Genomic DNA, 17,824 nt, shown 5'->3' on the forward strand with positions numbered 1-17,824 from the left:
CTCGACCGGCGGGGCGATCTGATCGAACTCGGCTACGGAGAGTTCGGTCGGCCGATGGCGCGCAGGAAAGCGTCGAGCCTACGCAGTACGACAGATGGCCGACGTCATGGAGTCCGTAGCGGATATGCGCGTACGACCGTCCTGGGATCTGTCAGCGGGCGGGGGCCGGTACCGTCGAAGCGCTCGCCGTCCTGTACGTCGGGAAGGCCCCGTCCACATGGTCACGCGGAGTCACCCGGGCAAGGGGGGCGAACCCGTGTGCGGACGGCAGCGCGCGAGCCTGGTCAGCCCGGGAGACGACCTGACAGGATCGCACCCATGTTCCAGGCCATGTCCCACATCAGCCGCCGTGCGTTCCAAGCGACGACGGCGGTCCTGGTGCTGCTCGGACTGCTGCTCTGGTGGCTGCTGCCGTTCGGCGAAACGAGCCCGCAGGGCTCGATCACCTTTAGTACCGGCCTCCAGAACGGCGTGTACCAACGGTACGGAGTGCTGTTGAAGGAGGCGCTCGCCCGCGACCTGCCCGAGGTGGACATAGATCTGCGGCTCAGCGAGGGATCGCAGCAGAATCTGGCCCGGGTGGCGTCGGGAGAGGCCGATTTCACCGTCGCCACAGCCGATGCCGTCGCCAAGTACATCCGCGACGGCAAGCCGGGCCATGAGCGTCTCCGCGGCTGCGCACGGCTGTACGACGACTACGTACAGCTGGTCGTGCCCAAGTTCTCCGAGCTCAACAAGATCGAGGACCTCCGCGGCAAGAAGGTGGGCATCGGCCCCGAAGGGTCCGGGGTGCGGCTGATCGCCGATCGGCTGCTGGCCGCCGCAGGGCTCGATCCGGCCGAGGACATCACCCCGGTGCCCGCGGGGATAGACGTCGTCCCCCAACTGCTGAAGCAGGGCAAACTGGATGCCTTCTTCTGGTCGGGCGGGCTGCCCACCCGGGCGGTGCAGAGCCTGTCGGAGCAGTATCCGATCAGGCTGCTGCCGTTGGACTCGCGCCTGGTGGACAAGGTCCATTCGGTGAGCGACGCCGCGAGCTACTACCGGCTGGCCGTGATGCCACCGGACGCCTATCTGGAGGCGCAGGCGGGGCTCCAGATCTCCACCATGGCCGTCCCCAATCTGCTGGTCACCACCGCTCGCATCGATGCCGACCTGGTCAAGGGCTTCACCCGCACGGTGATCAAGAGCCGTGACCGCATCGGCAACACCGTCCACCCCGCACAGTTGGTGGACCTCCGTACCGCGATCTACACCGATCCGCTCCCCCTGCACGAGGGCGCCACCCGCTACTACGGCTCCGTCAAACCGTGACCGCGCTCAGGACGTGGACGGAGGGGTACGCGGGACACTCACGGTGACCTGGAGCCCATGGGGCTCGTGGTGGGCGTACGCGATCCTGCCGCCGCCCGCCGACAGCAGGGCCCGTGAAATGGAGAGTCCCAGCCCCGAGCCCTTGATGTTCTGGTGGCGGCCACTGCGCCAGAAACGGTCGCCGATGCGGGACAGTTCCTCATCGGTCAGTCCCGGTCCCCGGTCCGCGACGGTGATCGTGGAGAGATCACCCCGGGAGGAGACCGAAACGGAGACCTCCTCCCCTCGGGGGGTGAACTTCAGGGCGTTGTCGATCACAGCGTCGAGGGCGCTGGACAGCGCGACCGGATCCACCCAGGCGGTGACCGGCAGGGAGTCTCCGACCAACCGGACCCCTCTGTCCTCGGCGAGCGGGCGCCAGGATCCGACCCGCTCGTCGGCGAGTTCGCCTATGTCGATGAGTTCCAGGACGGCCGAGGCATGTTCGGCCAGCGCCAGGTCCAACAGGTCGTCGAGCACCTGCGTCAGACGCTTCCCCTCGGTGCGGACCGAGGCGATCTCCTCGTTGCCGTCGGGGAGTTCCAGCGCGAGGAGTTCGATCCTCAGCAGCAGGGCGGCGAGCGGATTGCGCAACTGGTGCGAGGCGTCGGCGACGAACGCCCGCTGCTGCTCCAGCACTTCCTCGACGTTGTCCGCCATCTCGTTGAAGGAGCGGGCGAGACGGCGCAGTTCGGGCGGCCCACTGGCAGCCGCCACGCGGGAGTTGAGCTGCCCCGTGGCGATGTCGTGCGTGGCCGCGTCCAGCACGCGCACGGGACGCAGCACCCACCCGGTGAGACGGAAGGCCGCGCCCACGGCGAGGAGCATGGCCGCGCTCTCCCCCGCGGCGATCAGCAGCCACCCCCTGAGCACACGGGAACGCAGTTGTCCGGTGGGCGAGTCGGTGTAGACGACGGCGACCACGTCACCGTCTCGGACGACGGGCGACGCGACCACGAGCCGGCCGTCCTCCTGCCAGGGCCAGACCTGCGGCGGGTCCTGGCTGCGGCGGCCCGAGAGCGCCTCCCGGAACGCCCGCCGCCCCTGTCCGTCCAGCGGAATGGCCATGCCCTCGGGGGCGTGCGCCATGGACTTCCCGCTGCGGAAGAAGACACCGACATCGATGTTGTAGGTGCTGTAGTACCGGTTGAGTTGGTCGCGCAGCGTGGTGAGCCGCTCATCCGAGTCGGAGGAGTCGGTGACGAACTGGGCCAGGGCGGCGAAACGTACGGTGTCGTCGATCCGGTCGACCACCACGCGTTGTTGCTGTGCCGCTGCGAGGCTCACGGCGAGCGGAAAGCCGAGCGCGAGCAGTACGCCGGCCATCAGGACGATGAGGAGCGGGAGGAGTCGGGTGCGCACGGGACGTCAGGGTGTCATGCGGCGGGCGGAACGAGTCGATAGCCGACGCCCCGGACCGTCTCGATCAGGGCGGGCATCCGGAGTTTCGACCGCAGGGACGCGACGTGCACCTCCAGAGTCCGTCCGGTCCCCTCCCAACTGGTGCGCCAGACCTCGCTGATGATCTGCTCACGCCGGAAGACGACACCCGGACGTTGTGCGAGCAGCGCCAGGAGGTCGAATTCCTTGCGGGTCAGGGGGATTTCCGTGCCCTCGACGCTGACCCGGCGGGTGGACAGCTCGATGGTGACGGTCCCGAGGCGCAGCGCGTCGTCGGAGGCGGGGGATCCGGTCTCGTCGGCACCTGCCGTACGGCGGCTGACGGCGTGGATGCGCGCGAGCAGTTCCCCCGTGTCGTACGGCTTGACGACGTAGTCGTCGGCGCCGAGGTTGAGCCCGTGGATGCGGGAGCGCACGTCCGAGCGTGCCGTGACCATGATCACCGGGGTGGAGGTGAGCTTGCGGAGCTTTCCGCACACCTGGTAGCCGTCCTGGTCGGGCAGGCCGAGGTCGAGGAGGACCACGTCGAAGGGGGGCTTGCCGGGGTGGGTGTCGGGAAGGACCGCCCGCAGGGCCTCCTCGCCGTTGCGGGCGTGCACCACGTCGAACCCGTGGCGGGCGAGCACTGCTGACAGCGCGGCGGCGACGTGATTGTCGTCCTCGACGAGCAACAGCCTCATGGCCGCCTTTCAGTCGCATCGGTCGTACGGTCGGTGGCCCGGTCGATCAGCGATCCGGGGGGCGCGCGTTCCTCAAGGGGCGGCGGGTGTACCAGGGCATCAAGGCCGATGCCCGACGGGACAGTCAAGGGGCTTCCCCGCGACCGTCGATTTCCGTTATGCACCCGGTACGCCGACCGCCGGCGCCTTCACCCATAGTGTCCACCTGAAGCCGGATCGTTATCCTCAATTTCCGCTCAGATGTAATGACGCTGGTCGCACCACCTCACTACTGTCCTCCCAACCGAGGAGGACGGAGCTAGGGCCGTGAGCGGAGTATCAGTCACCAAGGGGGCCGAGGACACCGTCCCGGCAGCAGGTGACCTGGTCGTGCTGAGCCAAGTCAACAAGCACTTCGGCGCGCTGCATGTGCTCCAGGACATCGATCTGACGATCGCCCGGGGCGAGGTCGTGGTCGTCATCGGACCTTCCGGGTCCGGTAAGTCCACGTTGTGCCGCACCATCAACCGTCTGGAGACCATCGACTCGGGTTCGATCGCCATCGACGGCAAGCCCTTGCCCCAGGAGGGCAGGGAGCTCGCGCGACTGCGGGCCGACGTGGGCATGGTCTTCCAGTCGTTCAACCTCTTCGCGCACAAGACGGTGCTGGAGAACGTGACGCTGGGTCAGGTCAAGGTCCGGCGCACGGAGAAGAAGGCGGCGGAGAAGAAGGCGCGTGCCCTTCTCGACCGGGTCGGCGTGGGTTCCCAGGCCGACAAGTACCCGGCGCAGCTGTCGGGCGGTCAGCAGCAGCGGGTCGCGATCGCACGGGCGCTGGCGATGGACCCCAAGGTCATCCTCTTCGACGAGCCCACGTCGGCACTCGACCCCGAGATGATCAACGAGGTGCTGGAAGTGATGCAGCAGCTCGCTCGGGACGGGATGACGATGGTCGTCGTCACCCACGAGATGGGGTTCGCGCGTTCCGCGGCCAACCGCGTGGTCTTCATGGCGGACGGCAAGATCGTTGAGGAAGCCGCCCCCGAAGCGTTCTTCAGCAATCCGCGGAGCGACCGGGCCAAGGACTTCCTGTCGAAGATCCTGCACCACTGACGTCGTAGCACCACACCCCCGACGACCGACGAATCATGACGTAAAGGGATGTTCATCATGAAGCTCCGCAAGTCATCTGCGGCCATTGCCACGGCTGCCGCGCTCTCCCTCACCCTCTCCGCGTGCGGCGGTGACAGTGACGACAAGGGCGGCGGCAAGATCAGCATCGGCATCAAGTTCGACCAGCCCGGTGTGGGGCTGAAGACGCCCGATGGCAAGTACGTCGGCTTCGACGTGGACGTCGCCACCTACGTGGCCAAGGAACTCGGCTACGACGCCAAGGACATCGTCTGGAAGCAGACGCCGAGCGCCCAGCGCGAGACCATGATCGCCAACGGCGACGTCAAGTTCATCGCCGCGAGCTACTCGATCAACGACAAGCGCAAGGAGAAGGTCTCCTTCGCCGGCCCGTACTTCCTGGCCCACCAGGACCTGCTGGTCCGTGCGGACGACAACTCCATCACCGAGCCCAGCAGCCTCAACAGCAAGAAGCTCTGCTCGGTGACCGGCTCCACCTCGGCGCAGAACGTCAAGGACAAGCTGGCGCCCAAGGCGAACCTCCAGGAGCAGGGCGGCTACTCCGAGTGTCTGACGGGCCTGGAGAACAAGGCCGTTGACGCGCTGACCACGGACGACTCCATCCTCGCCGGCTTCGCGGCCCAGAAGGAGCACCAGGGCAAGTTCAAGCTGGTCGGTCTCCGGCTGAGCGACGAGCGGTACGGCATCGGCCTCAAGAAGGGCGACACCAAGCTCCAGGGCGACATCAACAAGGCCCTGGAGAAGATGAAGTCGGACGGTTCGTGGGAGAAGTTCGTCAAGGCCAACTTCGGCCCGGCGAACTACAAGAACGAGCCCGCGCCGGACGTCACCGAGAAGGGCTGAGCCAGCGCTGACGTGCCACCGGCACCGGCCGGTGCCGGTGGCACGCGCCACGATCCAACCAGGAGAGATCGCGGGTCAACGTGTTCGACTTCCTTGATTCCGGGCAGTACGACCTGCTCGAAGCGTTCTGGGTGACGGTGCAGCTCACCGTCTACTCAGCCATCGGTTCCCTGATATGGGGAACCCTGCTGGCCGCCATGCGGGTGGGCCCCGTACCGATGATGCGGGCCTTCGGGACCGGCTACGTCAACGTGGTCCGCAACACCCCGCTGACCGTGGTCATCGTCGCCTGCTCCCTGGCCCTCAACCAGACGTTGGGATTCTCGCTCGGCGCCGAGGACTTCAAGGACATCGGTTTCCGGCTGGCCGTGCTCGGTCTCGTCGCCTACACGGGCACCTTCGTCTGCGAAGCCCTGCGCTCCGGCATCAACACGGTCCCCGTCGGACAGGCGGAGGCCGCCCGCGCACTGGGGCTGAGCTTCTCCCAGGTGCTGACCCTGGTCGTGCTCCCCCAGGCGTTCCGCTCGGTGGTCGCCCCCCTCGCCAACGTCCTCATCGCGCTCACCAAGAACACCACGGTGGCCGCGGCGATCGGCGTGGCGGAAGCGTCCCTCCTCATGAAGGAAATGATCGAGAACGAAGCCGATGCGATCTTCGCCGTCTTCTCGGTCTTCGCCTTCGGCTTCATCGTTCTGACCCTGCCCACGGGCCTGTTGCTCGGCTGGGTGGCCAAGCGCGTGGCGGTGAAACGATGACATCAGTCCTGTACGACGCTCCCGGCCCCAAGGCCAAGCGCCGCAACGTGCTCTACACGGTGGGCTTCTTCGTCGCCCTGGGAGCAGTGGCCTGGTGGGTACTGGCCACCATGGCCGACAAGAACCAGCTGGCCGCAGAGAAGTGGAGTCCCTTCGTCAACGACTCCAACGTATGGACCACGTTCCTGCTGCCCGGGCTGTGGGAAACGGTGAAGGCAGCTGCCCTCGCGGTGGTCATCGCGCTCCCGCTCGGCGCGGTACTCGGCATCGGCCGACTCTCCGACCACGCCTGGGTACGGGTGCCCGTCGGCGCCGTGGTCGAGTTCTTCCGGGCCATCCCGGTCCTGATGCTGATGCTGTTCGCCTTCGCCGCCTTCTCCCAGTTCACCGACATCGAATCGGAGATCCGGCCGCTGTACGCCGTGGTCACCGGGCTCGTCCTCTACAACGCCTCGGTGATCGCCGAGGTCGTACGGGCCGGCATCCTCTCCCTGCCCAGCGGTCAGACCGACGCAGCGAAAGCGATCGGCATGACCAAAAGCCAGACGATGACGTTCGTCCTGCTGCCGCAGGCCGTCACCGCGATGTTGCCCGCACTGGTCAGCCAACTGGTCGTCATCGTCAAGGACACCGCCCTCGGCGGGGTGCTGCTGGGGCTCGGCGAATTGCTGTTCCAGGCCCGTCCGATCATGGCGAACTACGGTGCCAACACCATCGCGACCCTCACCGTGATCGCGCTGATCTTCATCGTCCTCAACTTCATCCTCACCAGCATCGCCGGGGCGCTGGAGCGCCACGCGCGACGCGCACCCAAGAGCACCGGGGCCGTCGTCGACATCAAGCAGATCGACGCCGGAATCGGAGGCGGCGGAGCCTAGACGCCCTCTTCCGGATCAGGCCGACTCCGGCACGATCCGGAAGGCGGGCCCACAGGGCACGTCGCAGCAGAGCAGGGGCGGTGGCACGGCGGTGCCACCGTCCCTTTTCGCTCACCCCGGGCGCGTCCGTCCCCCGGCACAGGACCCACCGGTCGAGCGGAAGCACACGGCCGATTCCCACGGGGCCGCCGGGGGCAACGAGTCCCACGGGGTCCGGTTCTTCCGCCGCCGGGTGGTGCAGTGTCCGCCATGTCGCTCATGGGTCACTTGACGCAGGCACCCCCAATGGGTTGCATACGTTCTGTGATCACGCACCGGGCTCCCACCACGCCCTCCGGCCTCTCCCTACGAGCCACGGGAGCCACTTCGTGGACCCGGTGATCGTCGTCGGCGCAGGTCCGGTCGGTCTGGCGCTCTCCCTCGCCCTCGCGCACCAGAACGTCCCCTCCGTCGTGCTCGACGAGAGCAACGGCAAGGAGGAGCCCCGCCCCGCCCGTACGGCGGTGCTGCGCCCCGATACCGCCGCCATGGTCGAACGGCTGGGCTGCGCTACGGTCCGTGACGAAGGAACGCGTTGGGTCGGATGGCGTTCCCTCCGCCGCAAGCAGGAGGTACGCCATGTGGCACTGGGCGACGACACCTCTCCCGCACCGCTCCACATCCCCCAGCACGCCCTCGCCCGCGGCCTGAGGAACGCCATCGCCGCACGCGACGAGATCACGCTCGTCACCGAGAGTCGCGTGGATTCCCTGGAACAAGACGCCTCCGGCGTCACCGTCCACACGCGGGGCCCCGAGGCGACCTGGTGGCGCGGCAGCCATGTGGTGGGCTGCGACGGTGCACGCTCCACCGTCCGCAAGCTGGTCGGCATCCGGTTTCCCGGCCGCACGGCGGTGGAGCGGCACGCCGTCGCCACGCTGCGGGCCGAACTACCCTGGCCCGACGAGGCGTTGTTGCACCGTTCACCGCCCTGGCGCACCGGCGGCGAGGAGATCACCGCCCGTCCCCTGCCGGACGACGTCTGGCGGCTGGACTGGCTACTGCCGCCGCGCAGCGAACTGGTCACCCCCGACGCCTTGGTGACCCGGATCCGTGACACCCTCGCGGGCTGGTGCGGCCAGACCCCTCCGTACGAGCTGATCGACACCGGCGTGCACACGATCCATCACCGGCTGGCACGGCGCTGGCGGGTGGGCCGGGCCTTCCTCGCCGGCGACGCGGCCCATCTGTTGGGGGCGTTGGGCACCGGGAGTCTCGACGAGGGGCTGCGGGATGCCGACAACCTGGCGTGGAAGCTGGCGCACGCCTGGCACCACGGGGCCGGCGAACTGCTCCTCGACAGCTACCAGGCGGAACGCCGGACCGCGATCGCCGGCCGACTGCGCGCCGCCGACCAGGTGCTGCCGATACTGCGCGGCGGAGGTGCGCTGCGCACCTATCTGCCGGGGACCACCCGCGGTCACGACGTACTGCTCACCGACGGGCATCTCGGGCAGGGCCCGCTCGGTGCGGCCCCCGTCTACCGGCACTCGCCGCTCGGCGCAGGCCATGTCGCCCAGCAAGTGCCCGTGGGGACGGAGGCGGGCGCCCCCGTAGCCGATGTACGGGTGACCGCACCGGATGGAACGGGAGCACGCCTCCGCGACCGACTCGGACGAGGACGGCTCCTGGTGGTGCTCGTCGCGCCGGGGACCGGGGTGTGGGATCGACGCCATTGGCAGAGCGCGGGTGTGATGCCACGACTGGCCGCCGCGGTGAGCGCACTGCCCGTCAAAGCAGAGCTGTTGGTCACGGAGTGCTACCCCGGGGCGTCGGCACACACCGTGCTGCTGGTACGCCCGGACGGACATCTGGTCGCCACGTTTGCCGGGGTGCGTCCCGCAGAGCTGTACGCGGCGGCAGACGCCGCCCGTGGAGGCACGCTGGAGTCGGAGGCGGCGAACAGCGACCGCACCGCGGACATCAATTGACCCTCAGGAATCAACATGGTGTACTCCGGAGCGTGACCGACACCGATGTGCGCCTGTGGCGGAGGGTCCATATGGACCTGCTCCGTTACGCGGGCTGCGTGTGTCGACCGTCCTGCTGATTTCGCCCTCTCTTCTGCGCGCCCGGCTCCAGTGAGACCGGGTGCCCTCCAGCGAACATCCAGGACGGTTCTCCGTGTCCCAGTCTGCTCGACCCCTGTCCGCGTCCCTCCCGACAGGGTCAACCCCTCATGCGTCCACGGCGTCGGATGCCGCCGTCTCATCGGCTCCCGCGACCTCTTCGCTCCCCCCGTCGATCGCGTCCTGCTCACCCAGGACCACGGTGCCGACCACCGCACTCCTTGAGCCTCCTACACCTGTCATCGCAGGGACGTCCGACGGGGTGTCGGAGCTCGTCGAGGGCACAGCCACGGGATGGGGTGGGGAAGGCGGCACCTCCCCCACAACGGCCGAGCTGCTGGACTTCGTCCGACAGACCGCTGCGGACGCCCAGGCGATCGCCTCCCTACCCCTGGACCCCGACGGCCGCACCTGGGTACGACTCGACGGGCCCCGCGGCAGCGAAGCATGGCTCATCGGCTGGCCTCCCGGGACGGGCACCGGATGGCACGACCACGCGGAATCGATCGGCGCATTCGCCACCGCAGCAGGCAAGTTGACGGAGAACGCACTGGCAGTGCGGCTACCCGCGAGCGGCTGGAAGACCCTGGAGCTACGCGAAGGGGTGGATCGACAACGGCAACTGGGGGTGGGGCAGGGGCGCGCCTTCGGACAGCACCACGTGCACGAGGTCCTCAATGTGTCGCCCACCGACCACGCCATCTCCGTCCACGCCTACTACCCGCCGCTTCCCCTGATCCGACGCTTCAGCCGATCCGGAGCCGTCCTCAGGTTGGAGCAGGTGGAGCGAGCACAGGAGTGGCAGTGAGCGAGCCCATAGGCATCGATGAACTTCTGGAACGGGTCCGCACCGAACTGGATCGGGTGGAGCCGCAGCGTGCCTTTGCCGAAGCCGGATCAGGCGCTCTGCTGGTCGACATCCGCTATGCCGCCCTGCGTGAGCGGGACGGACTGATCCCCGGTGCACTGGTCGTGGAACGCAATGAACTGGAATGGCGGCTGGACCCTCAGGGGAGTCACCGGGCGCCGGAGGCGGTCAGCCACGATCTTCGGGTCGTGGTGATCTGCAATGAGGGGTACGCCTCCTCCCTGGCTGCGGTCTCGTTGCGCCAACTGGGGCTGCACCGGGCGACGGACCTGATCGGCGGATTCCAGGCGTGGAAGGCGGCCGGACTGCCGGTGGAAGGATAGGAAGCGTGGTCGAGCCCAGGAGCGTGCTCACGCAGGCCCTGGGCCCTGCACGGTAGAGGCGAGCGTTCGAAGACGCGGTGGACGGGCGAGCCTCTTCCCCCCGGAGCAACCCCCTGTACGGCTGCCCGCCGGTGTTCAGCCGTCCCCGCGGAGCCCCTCCAGATCCCCCAGCGCATCCATTCCTTCCATGGATTCCCCCTCTTCCTCCAGCGCCTGCCTCACCACGCGAAGCGCCACCCCCTCCCCGTACCCCTTGCGGGCCAACATCCCCGCCAGCCGGCGGATTCTCCGGTCTCGATCCAGTCCCCGGGTCGAGCGCAGCCGGCGGGCCACCAACTCTCGCGCGGTCTCCTCTTCTCGTTCGGAGTCGAGCTGACCGACGGCCTCGTCGATCAGCGCGGGCTCCACCCCCTTGGTCCGCAGCTCCCGGGCCAGCGCCCGTCGGGCAAGGCCCCGGCCGTGGTGCCGGGACTCCACCCATGCGTCCGCGAAGGCCGCGTCATTGATCAGCCCCACGTCCTCGAAACGGGACAGCACCTCGTCGGCCACCTCCGGAGAGATCTCCCGTTTCGCCAAGGCGTCCGCAAGCTGCTTGCGGGTACGCGGGGTCCCGGTGAGCAGGCGCAGACAGATCGCCCGCGCCCGCTCGGCCGGATCCTGGGGCGGCGGCTCCGTCTCGGCCCTCGACGATTCGGAGCCGCCGCCCTGCCCTCTGGTACGCCTCTTCGATGGGAAAGGCATGGCGGTCAGCTCTTGGCTGCCGCCGCCTTGGCCGTCTTGGCCTTGGTGGCGGGCGCGGGCACGGACTTCACGGCCTCATCGGCCGGGGGCTCCGCCCCGGCTGCGTCCGGGCCGGGCTGAGCCTCCGGCGCCGCGGGCCGAACGCCCACTCCCAGCTTTTCCTTGATCTTCTTCTCGATCTCATTGGCGAGATCGGGATTGTCCTTCAGGAAGTTCCGGGCGTTCTCCTTGCCCTGGCCGAGCTGATCACCCTCGTACGTGTACCAAGCGCCGGCCTTGCGGACGAAGCCGTGCTCCACGCCCATGTCGATCAGCCCGCCCTCACGGCTGATGCCGTGCCCGTACAGGATGTCGAACTCCGCCTGCTTGAAAGGCGGCGCCACCTTGTTCTTGACGACCTTGACGCGGGTGCGGTTGCCCACCGCGTCCGTGCCGTCCTTGAGGGTCTCGATACGGCGGATGTCGAGCCGGACCGAAGCGTAGAACTTCAGTGCGCGGCCACCGGTCGTGGTCTCCGGCGAACCGAACATCACGCCGATCTTCTCGCGCAGCTGGTTGATGAAGATCGCCGTCGTCTTCGACTGGTTCAACGCACTGGTGATCTTCCGGAGTGCCTGGCTCATCAACCGCGCCTGGAGGCCGACGTGGGAGTCGCCCATCTCGCCCTCGATCTCCGCCCGCGGCACCAGGGCCGCCACGGAGTCGATCACGATCAGGTCGAGTGCGCCGGAGCGCACGAGCATGTCGACGATCTCCAGCGCCTGCTCGCCGTTGTCGGGCTGGGACAGGATGAGGGAGTCGATGTCGACGCCCAGCTTCTTCGCGTACTCGGGGTCGAGAGCGTGCTCGGCGTCCACGAAGGCCACCGCGCCGCCCGCCTTCTGGGCATTGGCCACGGCGTGCAGGGTCAAGGTCGTCTTACCGGAGGACTCCGGTCCGTACACCTCGATGACACGGCCGCGCGGCAGTCCGCCCACGCCCAGTGCCACGTCGAGCGCCGTCGACCCGGTGGGGATGACCTCGATGGGTTCGTTGGGTCGCTCGCCCAGGCGCATCACCGCGCCCTTACCGAACTGTCGTTCAATCTGTGCGAGCGCGGCGTCCAGCGCCTTCTCGCGGTCGGTTCCTGCCATGGGTTCCACCCGATTTGCTTGTGTCGATCGCTTCACGTCAATGACGCTAACCCCTGCCACTGACAATGGGGCCCGACGTCCCGCCGGCCTGTGGATAACTCCACGAAAACAAGGGGCCGAAACCCCATAAGAATGGATGTTCGATTTCAGTGTCAAGCGCACCGGCCGGCGCGTCGGATGCCCTCCGCCGCCTCTGCAAGGTCGCCGGAAGGTCACCATCGGGGCATCCCTCGACGGACAACGCCCCTGGAAAAGCCTGATGCCCGACGCCCGCATCAGGCATCAGGCATCAGGCATCAGGCATCAGGCATCAGGCATCAGGCGAGATGGTCAGCCCTTCGCGACGACCGGTTCCGTGAGACGTCAGTTCGCGAGACGTCAGTTCCGGTCGGGAACCACCGGGGGCTTCGCCGCCGCACCGGCGTCATCGGACGCGGCGTTCACCACCCGGGCGCGGATTCGCTGGAGGACCCCACCGGCTCCGGGCTTGCGGTGCCCGTGCACCCGCGGGTCGTCGGTCACGTCGTACCGCCTCACGTAGGCGCCGAGGAACGCCTGGAGGGTGGCGACCGCCGGGATCGCGATCAGCGCACCGACCGCGCCCAGCAGTGCCGTACCGGCGATGACCGAACCGAAGGCGACCGCAGGGTGGATGTCCACCGTCCGGGCGGTCAGCTTGGGCTGGAGGACGTAGTTCTCGAACTGCTGGTAGACCACGACGAAACCGAGGACCCACACCGCGTACCAGGGGTTCTCGGTGAAGGCGATCAGCATGGGCAGCGCCCCGGCCAGATAGGTGCCGATCGTCGGGATGAACTGGGAAACCAGACCGACCCAGACCGCCAGCGCGGGTGCGTAGGGGACCCCGAGGATCTCCAACAGGACGAAGTGGGCGAATCCCGAGACCAGCGCCATCAGGCCGCGCGAGTAGAGGTAACCGCCCGTCTTGTCGACGGCGATCTCCCAGGCGCGCAGCACCTCGGTCTGCTTGGCCGGAGGGAGCACCGAGCACAGCGCGCGCCGCAGGCGCGGCCCGTCCGCGGCGAAGTAGAAGGAGAAGAGGAAGATCGTCAGCAGCTTGAACAAACCGCCGAGGACCGTCGCGGAGACGTCGAGCACCCCGCTCGCACTGTTCTGGACGTACTTCCGCAGCCAGTCGGAGCGCAGCAGGCTGTCCTGGACCTCGACCCGGGACAATTCAGTGTGAAACGTCTGGTTGATCCAACTGATCACGGAGTCGAGGTACTTGGGGAGGTCCTCGACCATGGTGACGATCTGGTCGGCGAGCATCGAGCCGAGCAGGACGACGAACCCGACCCCCGCAGCCAGGACGCCGAAGAACACGAGGAAGGTGGCGAGCCCCCGCCGCATTCCGCGGGCCGCCATCCTGCCCACCGCGGGCTCGATGGCAAGGGCCAGGAAGAAGGAGATCAGGATGTTGATCAAGAGGCCGATGAGCTGGTGGAACGCCCAACTACCCAGCTGGAGACAGGCGTAGAGCGTCAGCGCGAGCACCATGGCGCGCGGCAGCCAGCGGGGCATCCGCGCGGGGCTCGGCGACTCTGCGGGCGGGGCGGGCGGAGGCGGGTTCGGAGGGGGCGCGTCGTGCGCGCCGGGGCGGGATGCCGAGGGGGCTTCGGGTGCGCCCGCATCCCCACGGCCCACGGCCGGGCCGGGTTCCGTACGGACCGCGGAGGCACTCTGGGTGCCGCCCTGGCGGGGTACGCCCTGCTCGGATCTGTCCTGATCGTTCTTGTCGGTCGTCGATGCCACGGGGCAAGTGTCGCCTACGTGGCGTAGTGCCCATGGATCGTCCGGAGGGAAAGGGTTCGACCGTCAGCGGCTGCCGCGAGAACACCCGGGCCATAAAAAGGACATAAGCCAAGGATGCGGTACAGGACTTCACCCCGTCAGCGTGAGGAGTCCGTGCGGTCCACGGAATGCGAAACGCCCGCACTGGATCACCGCTTGTCAGTTCACCGCTCGCCGGTTCAGCGCTTGTCCGAGGGCACCTGAACGGCCGCACAGACCGCCCGCCAGACGTCCTTGGCCTCCCAGCCGGCGTCGAGCGCCTGGTGCACCGTACGGCCGCCCAGTTCGGCCATCACATGGTCCTGGGCGAAGGATTCGGCGTACGACGGGCCGAAGTGGTCCGCCATCCGCTCCCAGAAGTTCGTCAACCGCATGACACCAGTATCCCGCTCTCGGGGTGCGGTCCGGCCCGTTCCGGATGCCGAAAGCCCTTTCCGTCCTACGGTCGAAGCATGGCTGGAACCGGACCGGACCCCTTGCACACGCCCCTGTCTCCGCTGTCTCCGCGCGCCCGCGCCGAGCGCTTCGTCTGGCTCACCGCGCGGGTCCTGGAGCAACGGCGCTTCGCGTACCACTTCCTCCGTGGCGGCCCCGACGGCGTCGAAGCGGCGCTCGCCGCGTATCTGAACGAGGACGGCGGTTACGGGCACGCCCTGGAACCGGATCTGCGCGGTCCGATCAGCCAGCCGCTACACACGGCACACGCCCTGCACGTCCTGGACTCCATCGGCCGGTGCGGCGGGCTGCGGGTGGAACGGATGTGCCGCTACTTCACGGAGGTGTCGACGTCCGAAGGGGCGCTTCCGGCGGTCCACCCGACGCAGCGCGGCTATCCGGCGGCGCCCTTCGTCCCCGTCGTGGACGATCCCCCGGGCGAGCTCCTGGCCACGGGCCCGGTCGTCGGCCTGCTGCACCGCAACCAGGTCTGGCACGCCTGGCTGTTTCGAGCCACCGACTTCTGCTGGTCGGCCGTCGAGGGGCTGACGCAGTCCCATCCGTACGAGATCGAGGCGGCGGTCGCCTTCCTCGACGGGGTGCCGGACCGCTCACGGGCCGAGGCGGCGGCCGATCGGCTGGGGCGGCTGGTGCGCGAGCGGCAGTGGGCCGTCCTCGACCCGGAACGGATCGAGGACTACCCGGTCGCCGACGGCTACGCCCCCGGTGAGCACCACTTCCCGTACGACTACGCGCGGACGCCCGGCTCGCTGGCGCGGCGCTGGTTCACGGACGAGGAGATGGCCCGTTCACTGGCGCATCTGGAGCGCTCCCAGCAGGAGGACGGCGGATGGCCGATCACCTGGCGGTCTTGGGCCCCGGCGGCGGCGCTGGAGGCCCGGCCCAGGGTGACCGTCGAAGCGCTGCGGACGTTGCGCGCCCATGGGAAGCGCATCGACTGACGTACGCCGGCCGGGGTCGTGCGGATCAGCCGCCGAGCGCTCGAACGCCCGCGGTGACGGCCACGGCGGCACCGACCACGACGAGGAACGGTGCGCGCAGCAGCAGTGCCAGGGCCGCTGCCGCGACGCCTGCTGCCCTGGCGTCGAGCACGAGGGCGTCTCCCGCCCCGAAGGTCTGCTGGGCGGTGAGGGCGGCCAGCAGGGCCACGGGGAGCAGTGCGGCGAGCCGTTGCACCAGGGGGCGTTCCAGCGCGCCGGCCGGCACGAGCAGGCCGGCCAGTTTCACCAGGTAGCAGCCGATGGCGGTGGCCGCGATCGCTATCCAGACGCTCATCGGTCCTCACCGTTCTCGCGGTCGGTACGGGGGGTGTGCGGGCGGTTTTCGGGGGCGGCGCACATGTGGTCGGCGGGAAGCGTGGCGCCGGTGGTCGGCGCGGGCGCGTCCGGTCCCGTTGCGGAAGGCTCGGGCACCGCGTCGACTGCTTGCGGCCCGAAGCTGCGGCCCTTGAGCCAGAGCACCGCAGGGGCAGCGAGGGCTGCCACCAGGACCGGCATCCCCGCCGGCAGGACGGGCAGCAGTCCGAGCCCGAGCAGGACCGCGAGCGCGGCGACTGCACGCTCGGTCGCCGTCCGCAGCATGGGCGCGAGGAGGGCGAGGAAGACGGCGGGGCCGGCGGCGTCCAGCCCCCACGCATTGGTGTCCCCGATGGCCTCCGCGCCGAGCGCTCCGAGGAACGTGGTCAGGTTCCAGAGCACGTACAGCGTCAGTCCGGTCACGGTGAAGCCGAGGCGTATCGATCGGCGGTCCGGCTGGGCGAGGGCCACGGCCGTGGTCTCGTCGATCACCCAGTGCGCGGCGAAGGGCCGTACGACCTTGGGCAGGGCGAGCAACTGGGAAAGCCTGAGCCCGTAGAAGGCGTTGCGCACGCCGAGGAAGAAGGCGCCGGCGGCGGCCGTGAGCGGATTGCCACCTGCTGCGATGGCGCCGACCAGGGCGAACTGTGAGGCCCCGGTGAAGACCAGCAGGCTGAGTGCGCAGGTCTGCAAGAGGGTGAGGCCGGCGCCCGCCGCGGTCACGCCGAAGGCGAAGCCCGACAGGCCCACGGCGATCCCCACGCCGAGGGCGTCACGGACGACCGCCGCATCGGGCTTCGACGCTGGGGCTGCGACCGCGGCGGTCCGGGCATCGCCCCGGGGCGGGTCGCTCTTCGGGTGAACTGTCTGTTCTGGCACGTGCCGGACGTTACGCGAGCCTTCCACCAGCGTCTTGTACGTTCTTGCGCGCCCGGGTGCGGCCGAGCCGCTCATCGCGGTAGGCGCCCGGGGGCACGCCCACGATGCGGGTGAAGTGGCGGTTCAGATGGGGTTGATCGGTGAAGCCGACCTCGACGGCCGCCTCGGCGGGGGTTCTCCCCGCTTCCAGCAGTCGACGGGCGTTGCGGACCCGGGCATCGGTGAGCCAGGTGTGCGGTGGCATCCCGTACGCCGTCTTGAAGGCGCGGAACAGGGCGAAGGGGCTGGCGCCGACCTCCTGGGCGAGTCGGTCGAGCGTGGGGGGTCGGGCCATCCGTTCTTCCAGGAGCTCCCTCGCCCTGGCCGCGGTGCGCCCACCGGAATCCGGGGTGCCGCGGGCGGGCAGTCGGCTCCCGTGCCGGCCGAGCAGGCGGGCGACGACGATCCGCAGCAGGCTGTCGGCGGCGAGCGCATTGCCCGCCTCGGCGGCCAGGTGCACGTGTCGGATCAGTTCGGCGGTCTGCGGGTCCTGGACGTTCGACTCGGCGAAGCCGGGGGTGCCCCGCAGGGTGCTCATCTCGTGGGCGATGGTGGAGACGAGTTCCACGGAGGGGTAGAGGGTGGTGTAGGTCCAGCCCTCGGGCACTCCTGCACGGGCCGCGTGGGGCACTTCCGGGTTGATCATCACGACCATGCCGGGACGCACCGGAATCACTCCGTCCGGCATGATCAGGTCCTCGACCCCGCCACTGACGGAGGCAACGGTGAAGCCGTCGTGGCTGTGCCGGGGGAAGGTGTGTCGGACATACCGGGCATGCAGCAGGTCGAGGCCCGGCAACTCCTCGTACTGCCAGTGCCGCGCCCACTCATGCCCTGCCCGGTTCCCCATGCGTCCATTGTGCTGCGTACGGTCGGATGGCGGACTGCCGGTTCCTCGGTTGGATGACATCGGCGCAGGTCAGCGACAGGGGCGGCGCTGGGGGACCGCAGTCGGGCGCAAACCGGTCCGGAGAGGGAAGCCTGTTCGCCGCCCGGAACCGAACCGTCCGAACCACCTGAGCCGCCTAAGCCGCCTAGGCAGTGTCTGATGGCTCTTTGATGAGGTCGCGTAGCCAGATCACGATGGCTGCTGTGGCCAGGGTGCCGTTGAAGATGTAGTCGCGTTTGT

At 68.8% G+C, this 17,824-nt stretch carries 19 protein-coding genes; 10 read left to right on the plus strand and 9 right to left on the minus strand.

Annotation, left to right across the window (positions count from 1 at the left end; all coding sequences use genetic code 11):
• Positions 1-318: 318 nt before the first annotated feature.
• Positions 319-1,314, plus strand: a complete 996-nt coding sequence (locus ABZ348_RS13815; RefSeq protein ID WP_358932567.1) for a TAXI family TRAP transporter solute-binding subunit — start codon at positions 319-321, stop codon at positions 1,312-1,314.
• A 6-nt stretch (positions 1,315-1,320) separates the two neighbouring features.
• On the opposite strand, the gene ABZ348_RS13820 is transcribed toward ABZ348_RS13815, so the two are convergent.
• Both ABZ348_RS13820 and ABZ348_RS13825 read right to left on the minus strand, forming a co-directional pair.
• Entirely contained in the window at positions 1,321-2,715 is a 1,395-nt protein-coding gene (locus tag ABZ348_RS13820; RefSeq protein WP_358932569.1) for a HAMP domain-containing sensor histidine kinase, read from the minus strand.
• A 14-nt stretch (positions 2,716-2,729) separates the two neighbouring features.
• On the minus strand, positions 2,730-3,434 hold the full coding sequence (locus ABZ348_RS13825) for a response regulator transcription factor (RefSeq protein WP_358932571.1): 705 nt from the start codon (positions 3,432-3,434) through the stop codon (positions 2,730-2,732).
• 363 nt (positions 3,435-3,797) lie between these two features.
• Between ABZ348_RS13825 and ABZ348_RS13830 the strand changes: the two genes are divergently transcribed.
• From ABZ348_RS13830 to ABZ348_RS13865, 8 genes are all read left to right on the plus strand, one after another.
• On the plus strand, positions 3,798-4,526 hold the full coding sequence (locus ABZ348_RS13830; protein WP_358932622.1) for an amino acid ABC transporter ATP-binding protein: 729 nt from the start codon (positions 3,798-3,800) through the stop codon (positions 4,524-4,526).
• Between the two features lie 57 nt (positions 4,527-4,583).
• On the plus strand, positions 4,584-5,408 hold the full coding sequence (locus ABZ348_RS13835) for a glutamate ABC transporter substrate-binding protein (RefSeq protein WP_358932573.1): 825 nt from the start codon (positions 4,584-4,586) through the stop codon (positions 5,406-5,408).
• Positions 5,409-5,488: 80 nt separating this feature from the next.
• Positions 5,489-6,163: an amino acid ABC transporter permease gene (locus ABZ348_RS13840; protein WP_358932575.1), complete on the plus strand. Its 675-nt coding sequence runs from the start codon at positions 5,489-5,491 to the stop codon at positions 6,161-6,163.
• Positions 6,160-7,041 carry an amino acid ABC transporter permease gene (locus ABZ348_RS13845; RefSeq protein WP_358932577.1) on the plus strand — a complete coding sequence of 294 codons (882 nt, stop codon included), beginning with the start codon at positions 6,160-6,162 and terminating at the stop codon, positions 7,039-7,041. The genes ABZ348_RS13840 and ABZ348_RS13845 overlap by 4 nt, the downstream gene beginning before the upstream one ends.
• 368 nt (positions 7,042-7,409) lie before the next feature.
• Positions 7,410-9,011 carry an FAD-dependent monooxygenase gene (locus tag ABZ348_RS13850; RefSeq protein WP_358932579.1) on the plus strand — a complete coding sequence of 534 codons (1,602 nt, stop codon included), beginning with the start codon at positions 7,410-7,412 and terminating at the stop codon, positions 9,009-9,011.
• 47 nt (positions 9,012-9,058) lie between these two features.
• Complete coding sequence (locus tag ABZ348_RS13855; protein ID WP_310851512.1) at positions 9,059-9,130, plus strand: putative leader peptide; 72 nt, start codon at positions 9,059-9,061, stop codon at positions 9,128-9,130.
• Positions 9,131-9,411: 281 nt separating this feature from the next.
• Positions 9,412-9,957 (plus strand): cysteine dioxygenase, encoded by a 546-nt coding sequence (locus ABZ348_RS13860; RefSeq protein ID WP_358932581.1) that lies wholly within the window; start codon positions 9,412-9,414, stop codon positions 9,955-9,957.
• The gene (locus ABZ348_RS13865) at positions 9,903-10,340 is read left to right on the plus strand and encodes a rhodanese-like domain-containing protein (protein ID WP_358932624.1); all 438 of its coding nucleotides are present in this window, start codon (positions 9,903-9,905) and stop codon (positions 10,338-10,340) included. Before ABZ348_RS13860 ends, ABZ348_RS13865 begins: the two co-directional genes overlap by 55 nt.
• A 135-nt stretch (positions 10,341-10,475) precedes the next feature.
• Here ABZ348_RS13865 and recX read toward each other — a convergent pair whose 3' ends face one another.
• From recX to ABZ348_RS13885, 4 genes are all read right to left on the minus strand, one after another.
• Positions 10,476-11,081 (minus strand): recombination regulator RecX, encoded by a 606-nt coding sequence (recX, locus tag ABZ348_RS13870; RefSeq protein ID WP_358932583.1) that lies wholly within the window; start codon positions 11,079-11,081, stop codon positions 10,476-10,478.
• Positions 11,082-11,086: 5 nt separating this feature from the next.
• Entirely contained in the window at positions 11,087-12,214 is a 1,128-nt protein-coding gene (recA, locus tag ABZ348_RS13875) for a recombinase RecA (protein WP_358932585.1), read from the minus strand.
• A gap of 378 nt (positions 12,215-12,592) precedes the next feature.
• Positions 12,593-13,756 (minus strand): AI-2E family transporter, encoded by a 1,164-nt coding sequence (locus ABZ348_RS13880; protein ID WP_358932626.1) that lies wholly within the window; start codon positions 13,754-13,756, stop codon positions 12,593-12,595.
• A 449-nt stretch (positions 13,757-14,205) separates the two neighbouring features.
• The gene (locus ABZ348_RS13885) at positions 14,206-14,400 is read right to left on the minus strand and encodes a DUF3046 domain-containing protein (protein WP_358932587.1); all 195 of its coding nucleotides are present in this window, start codon (positions 14,398-14,400) and stop codon (positions 14,206-14,208) included.
• A gap of 78 nt (positions 14,401-14,478) precedes the next feature.
• On the opposite strand from ABZ348_RS13885, the gene ABZ348_RS13890 reads away from it, so the two are divergent.
• Positions 14,479-15,423: a hypothetical protein gene (locus ABZ348_RS13890; RefSeq protein WP_358932589.1), complete on the plus strand. Its 945-nt coding sequence runs from the start codon at positions 14,479-14,481 to the stop codon at positions 15,421-15,423.
• Between the two features lie 25 nt (positions 15,424-15,448).
• Here the strand turns inward: ABZ348_RS13890 and ABZ348_RS13895 are convergent, their stop codons facing one another.
• The 3 genes from ABZ348_RS13895 to ABZ348_RS13905 are packed head-to-tail and all read right to left on the minus strand — an operon-like array spanning position 15,449 to position 17,545.
• Positions 15,449-15,757, minus strand: coding sequence for an AzlD domain-containing protein (locus tag ABZ348_RS13895; RefSeq protein ID WP_358932590.1), 309 nt, complete (start codon positions 15,755-15,757; stop codon positions 15,449-15,451).
• A complete protein-coding gene (locus ABZ348_RS13900) occupies positions 15,754-16,656 on the minus strand; it encodes an AzlC family ABC transporter permease (protein ID WP_358932591.1) in 903 nt (300 codons plus the stop codon). Before ABZ348_RS13900 ends, ABZ348_RS13895 begins: the two co-directional genes overlap by 4 nt.
• Before the next feature lie 10 nt (positions 16,657-16,666).
• Positions 16,667-17,545, minus strand: coding sequence for an AraC family transcriptional regulator (locus tag ABZ348_RS13905; RefSeq protein WP_358932592.1), 879 nt, complete (start codon positions 17,543-17,545; stop codon positions 16,667-16,669).
• Between the last annotated feature and the right edge of the window lie 279 nt (positions 17,546-17,824).

Origin of the sequence: Streptomyces sp. NPDC005963 (assembly GCF_040638655.1) — a bacterium.
GTDB lineage: Bacteria > Actinomycetota > Actinomycetes > Streptomycetales > Streptomycetaceae > Streptomyces.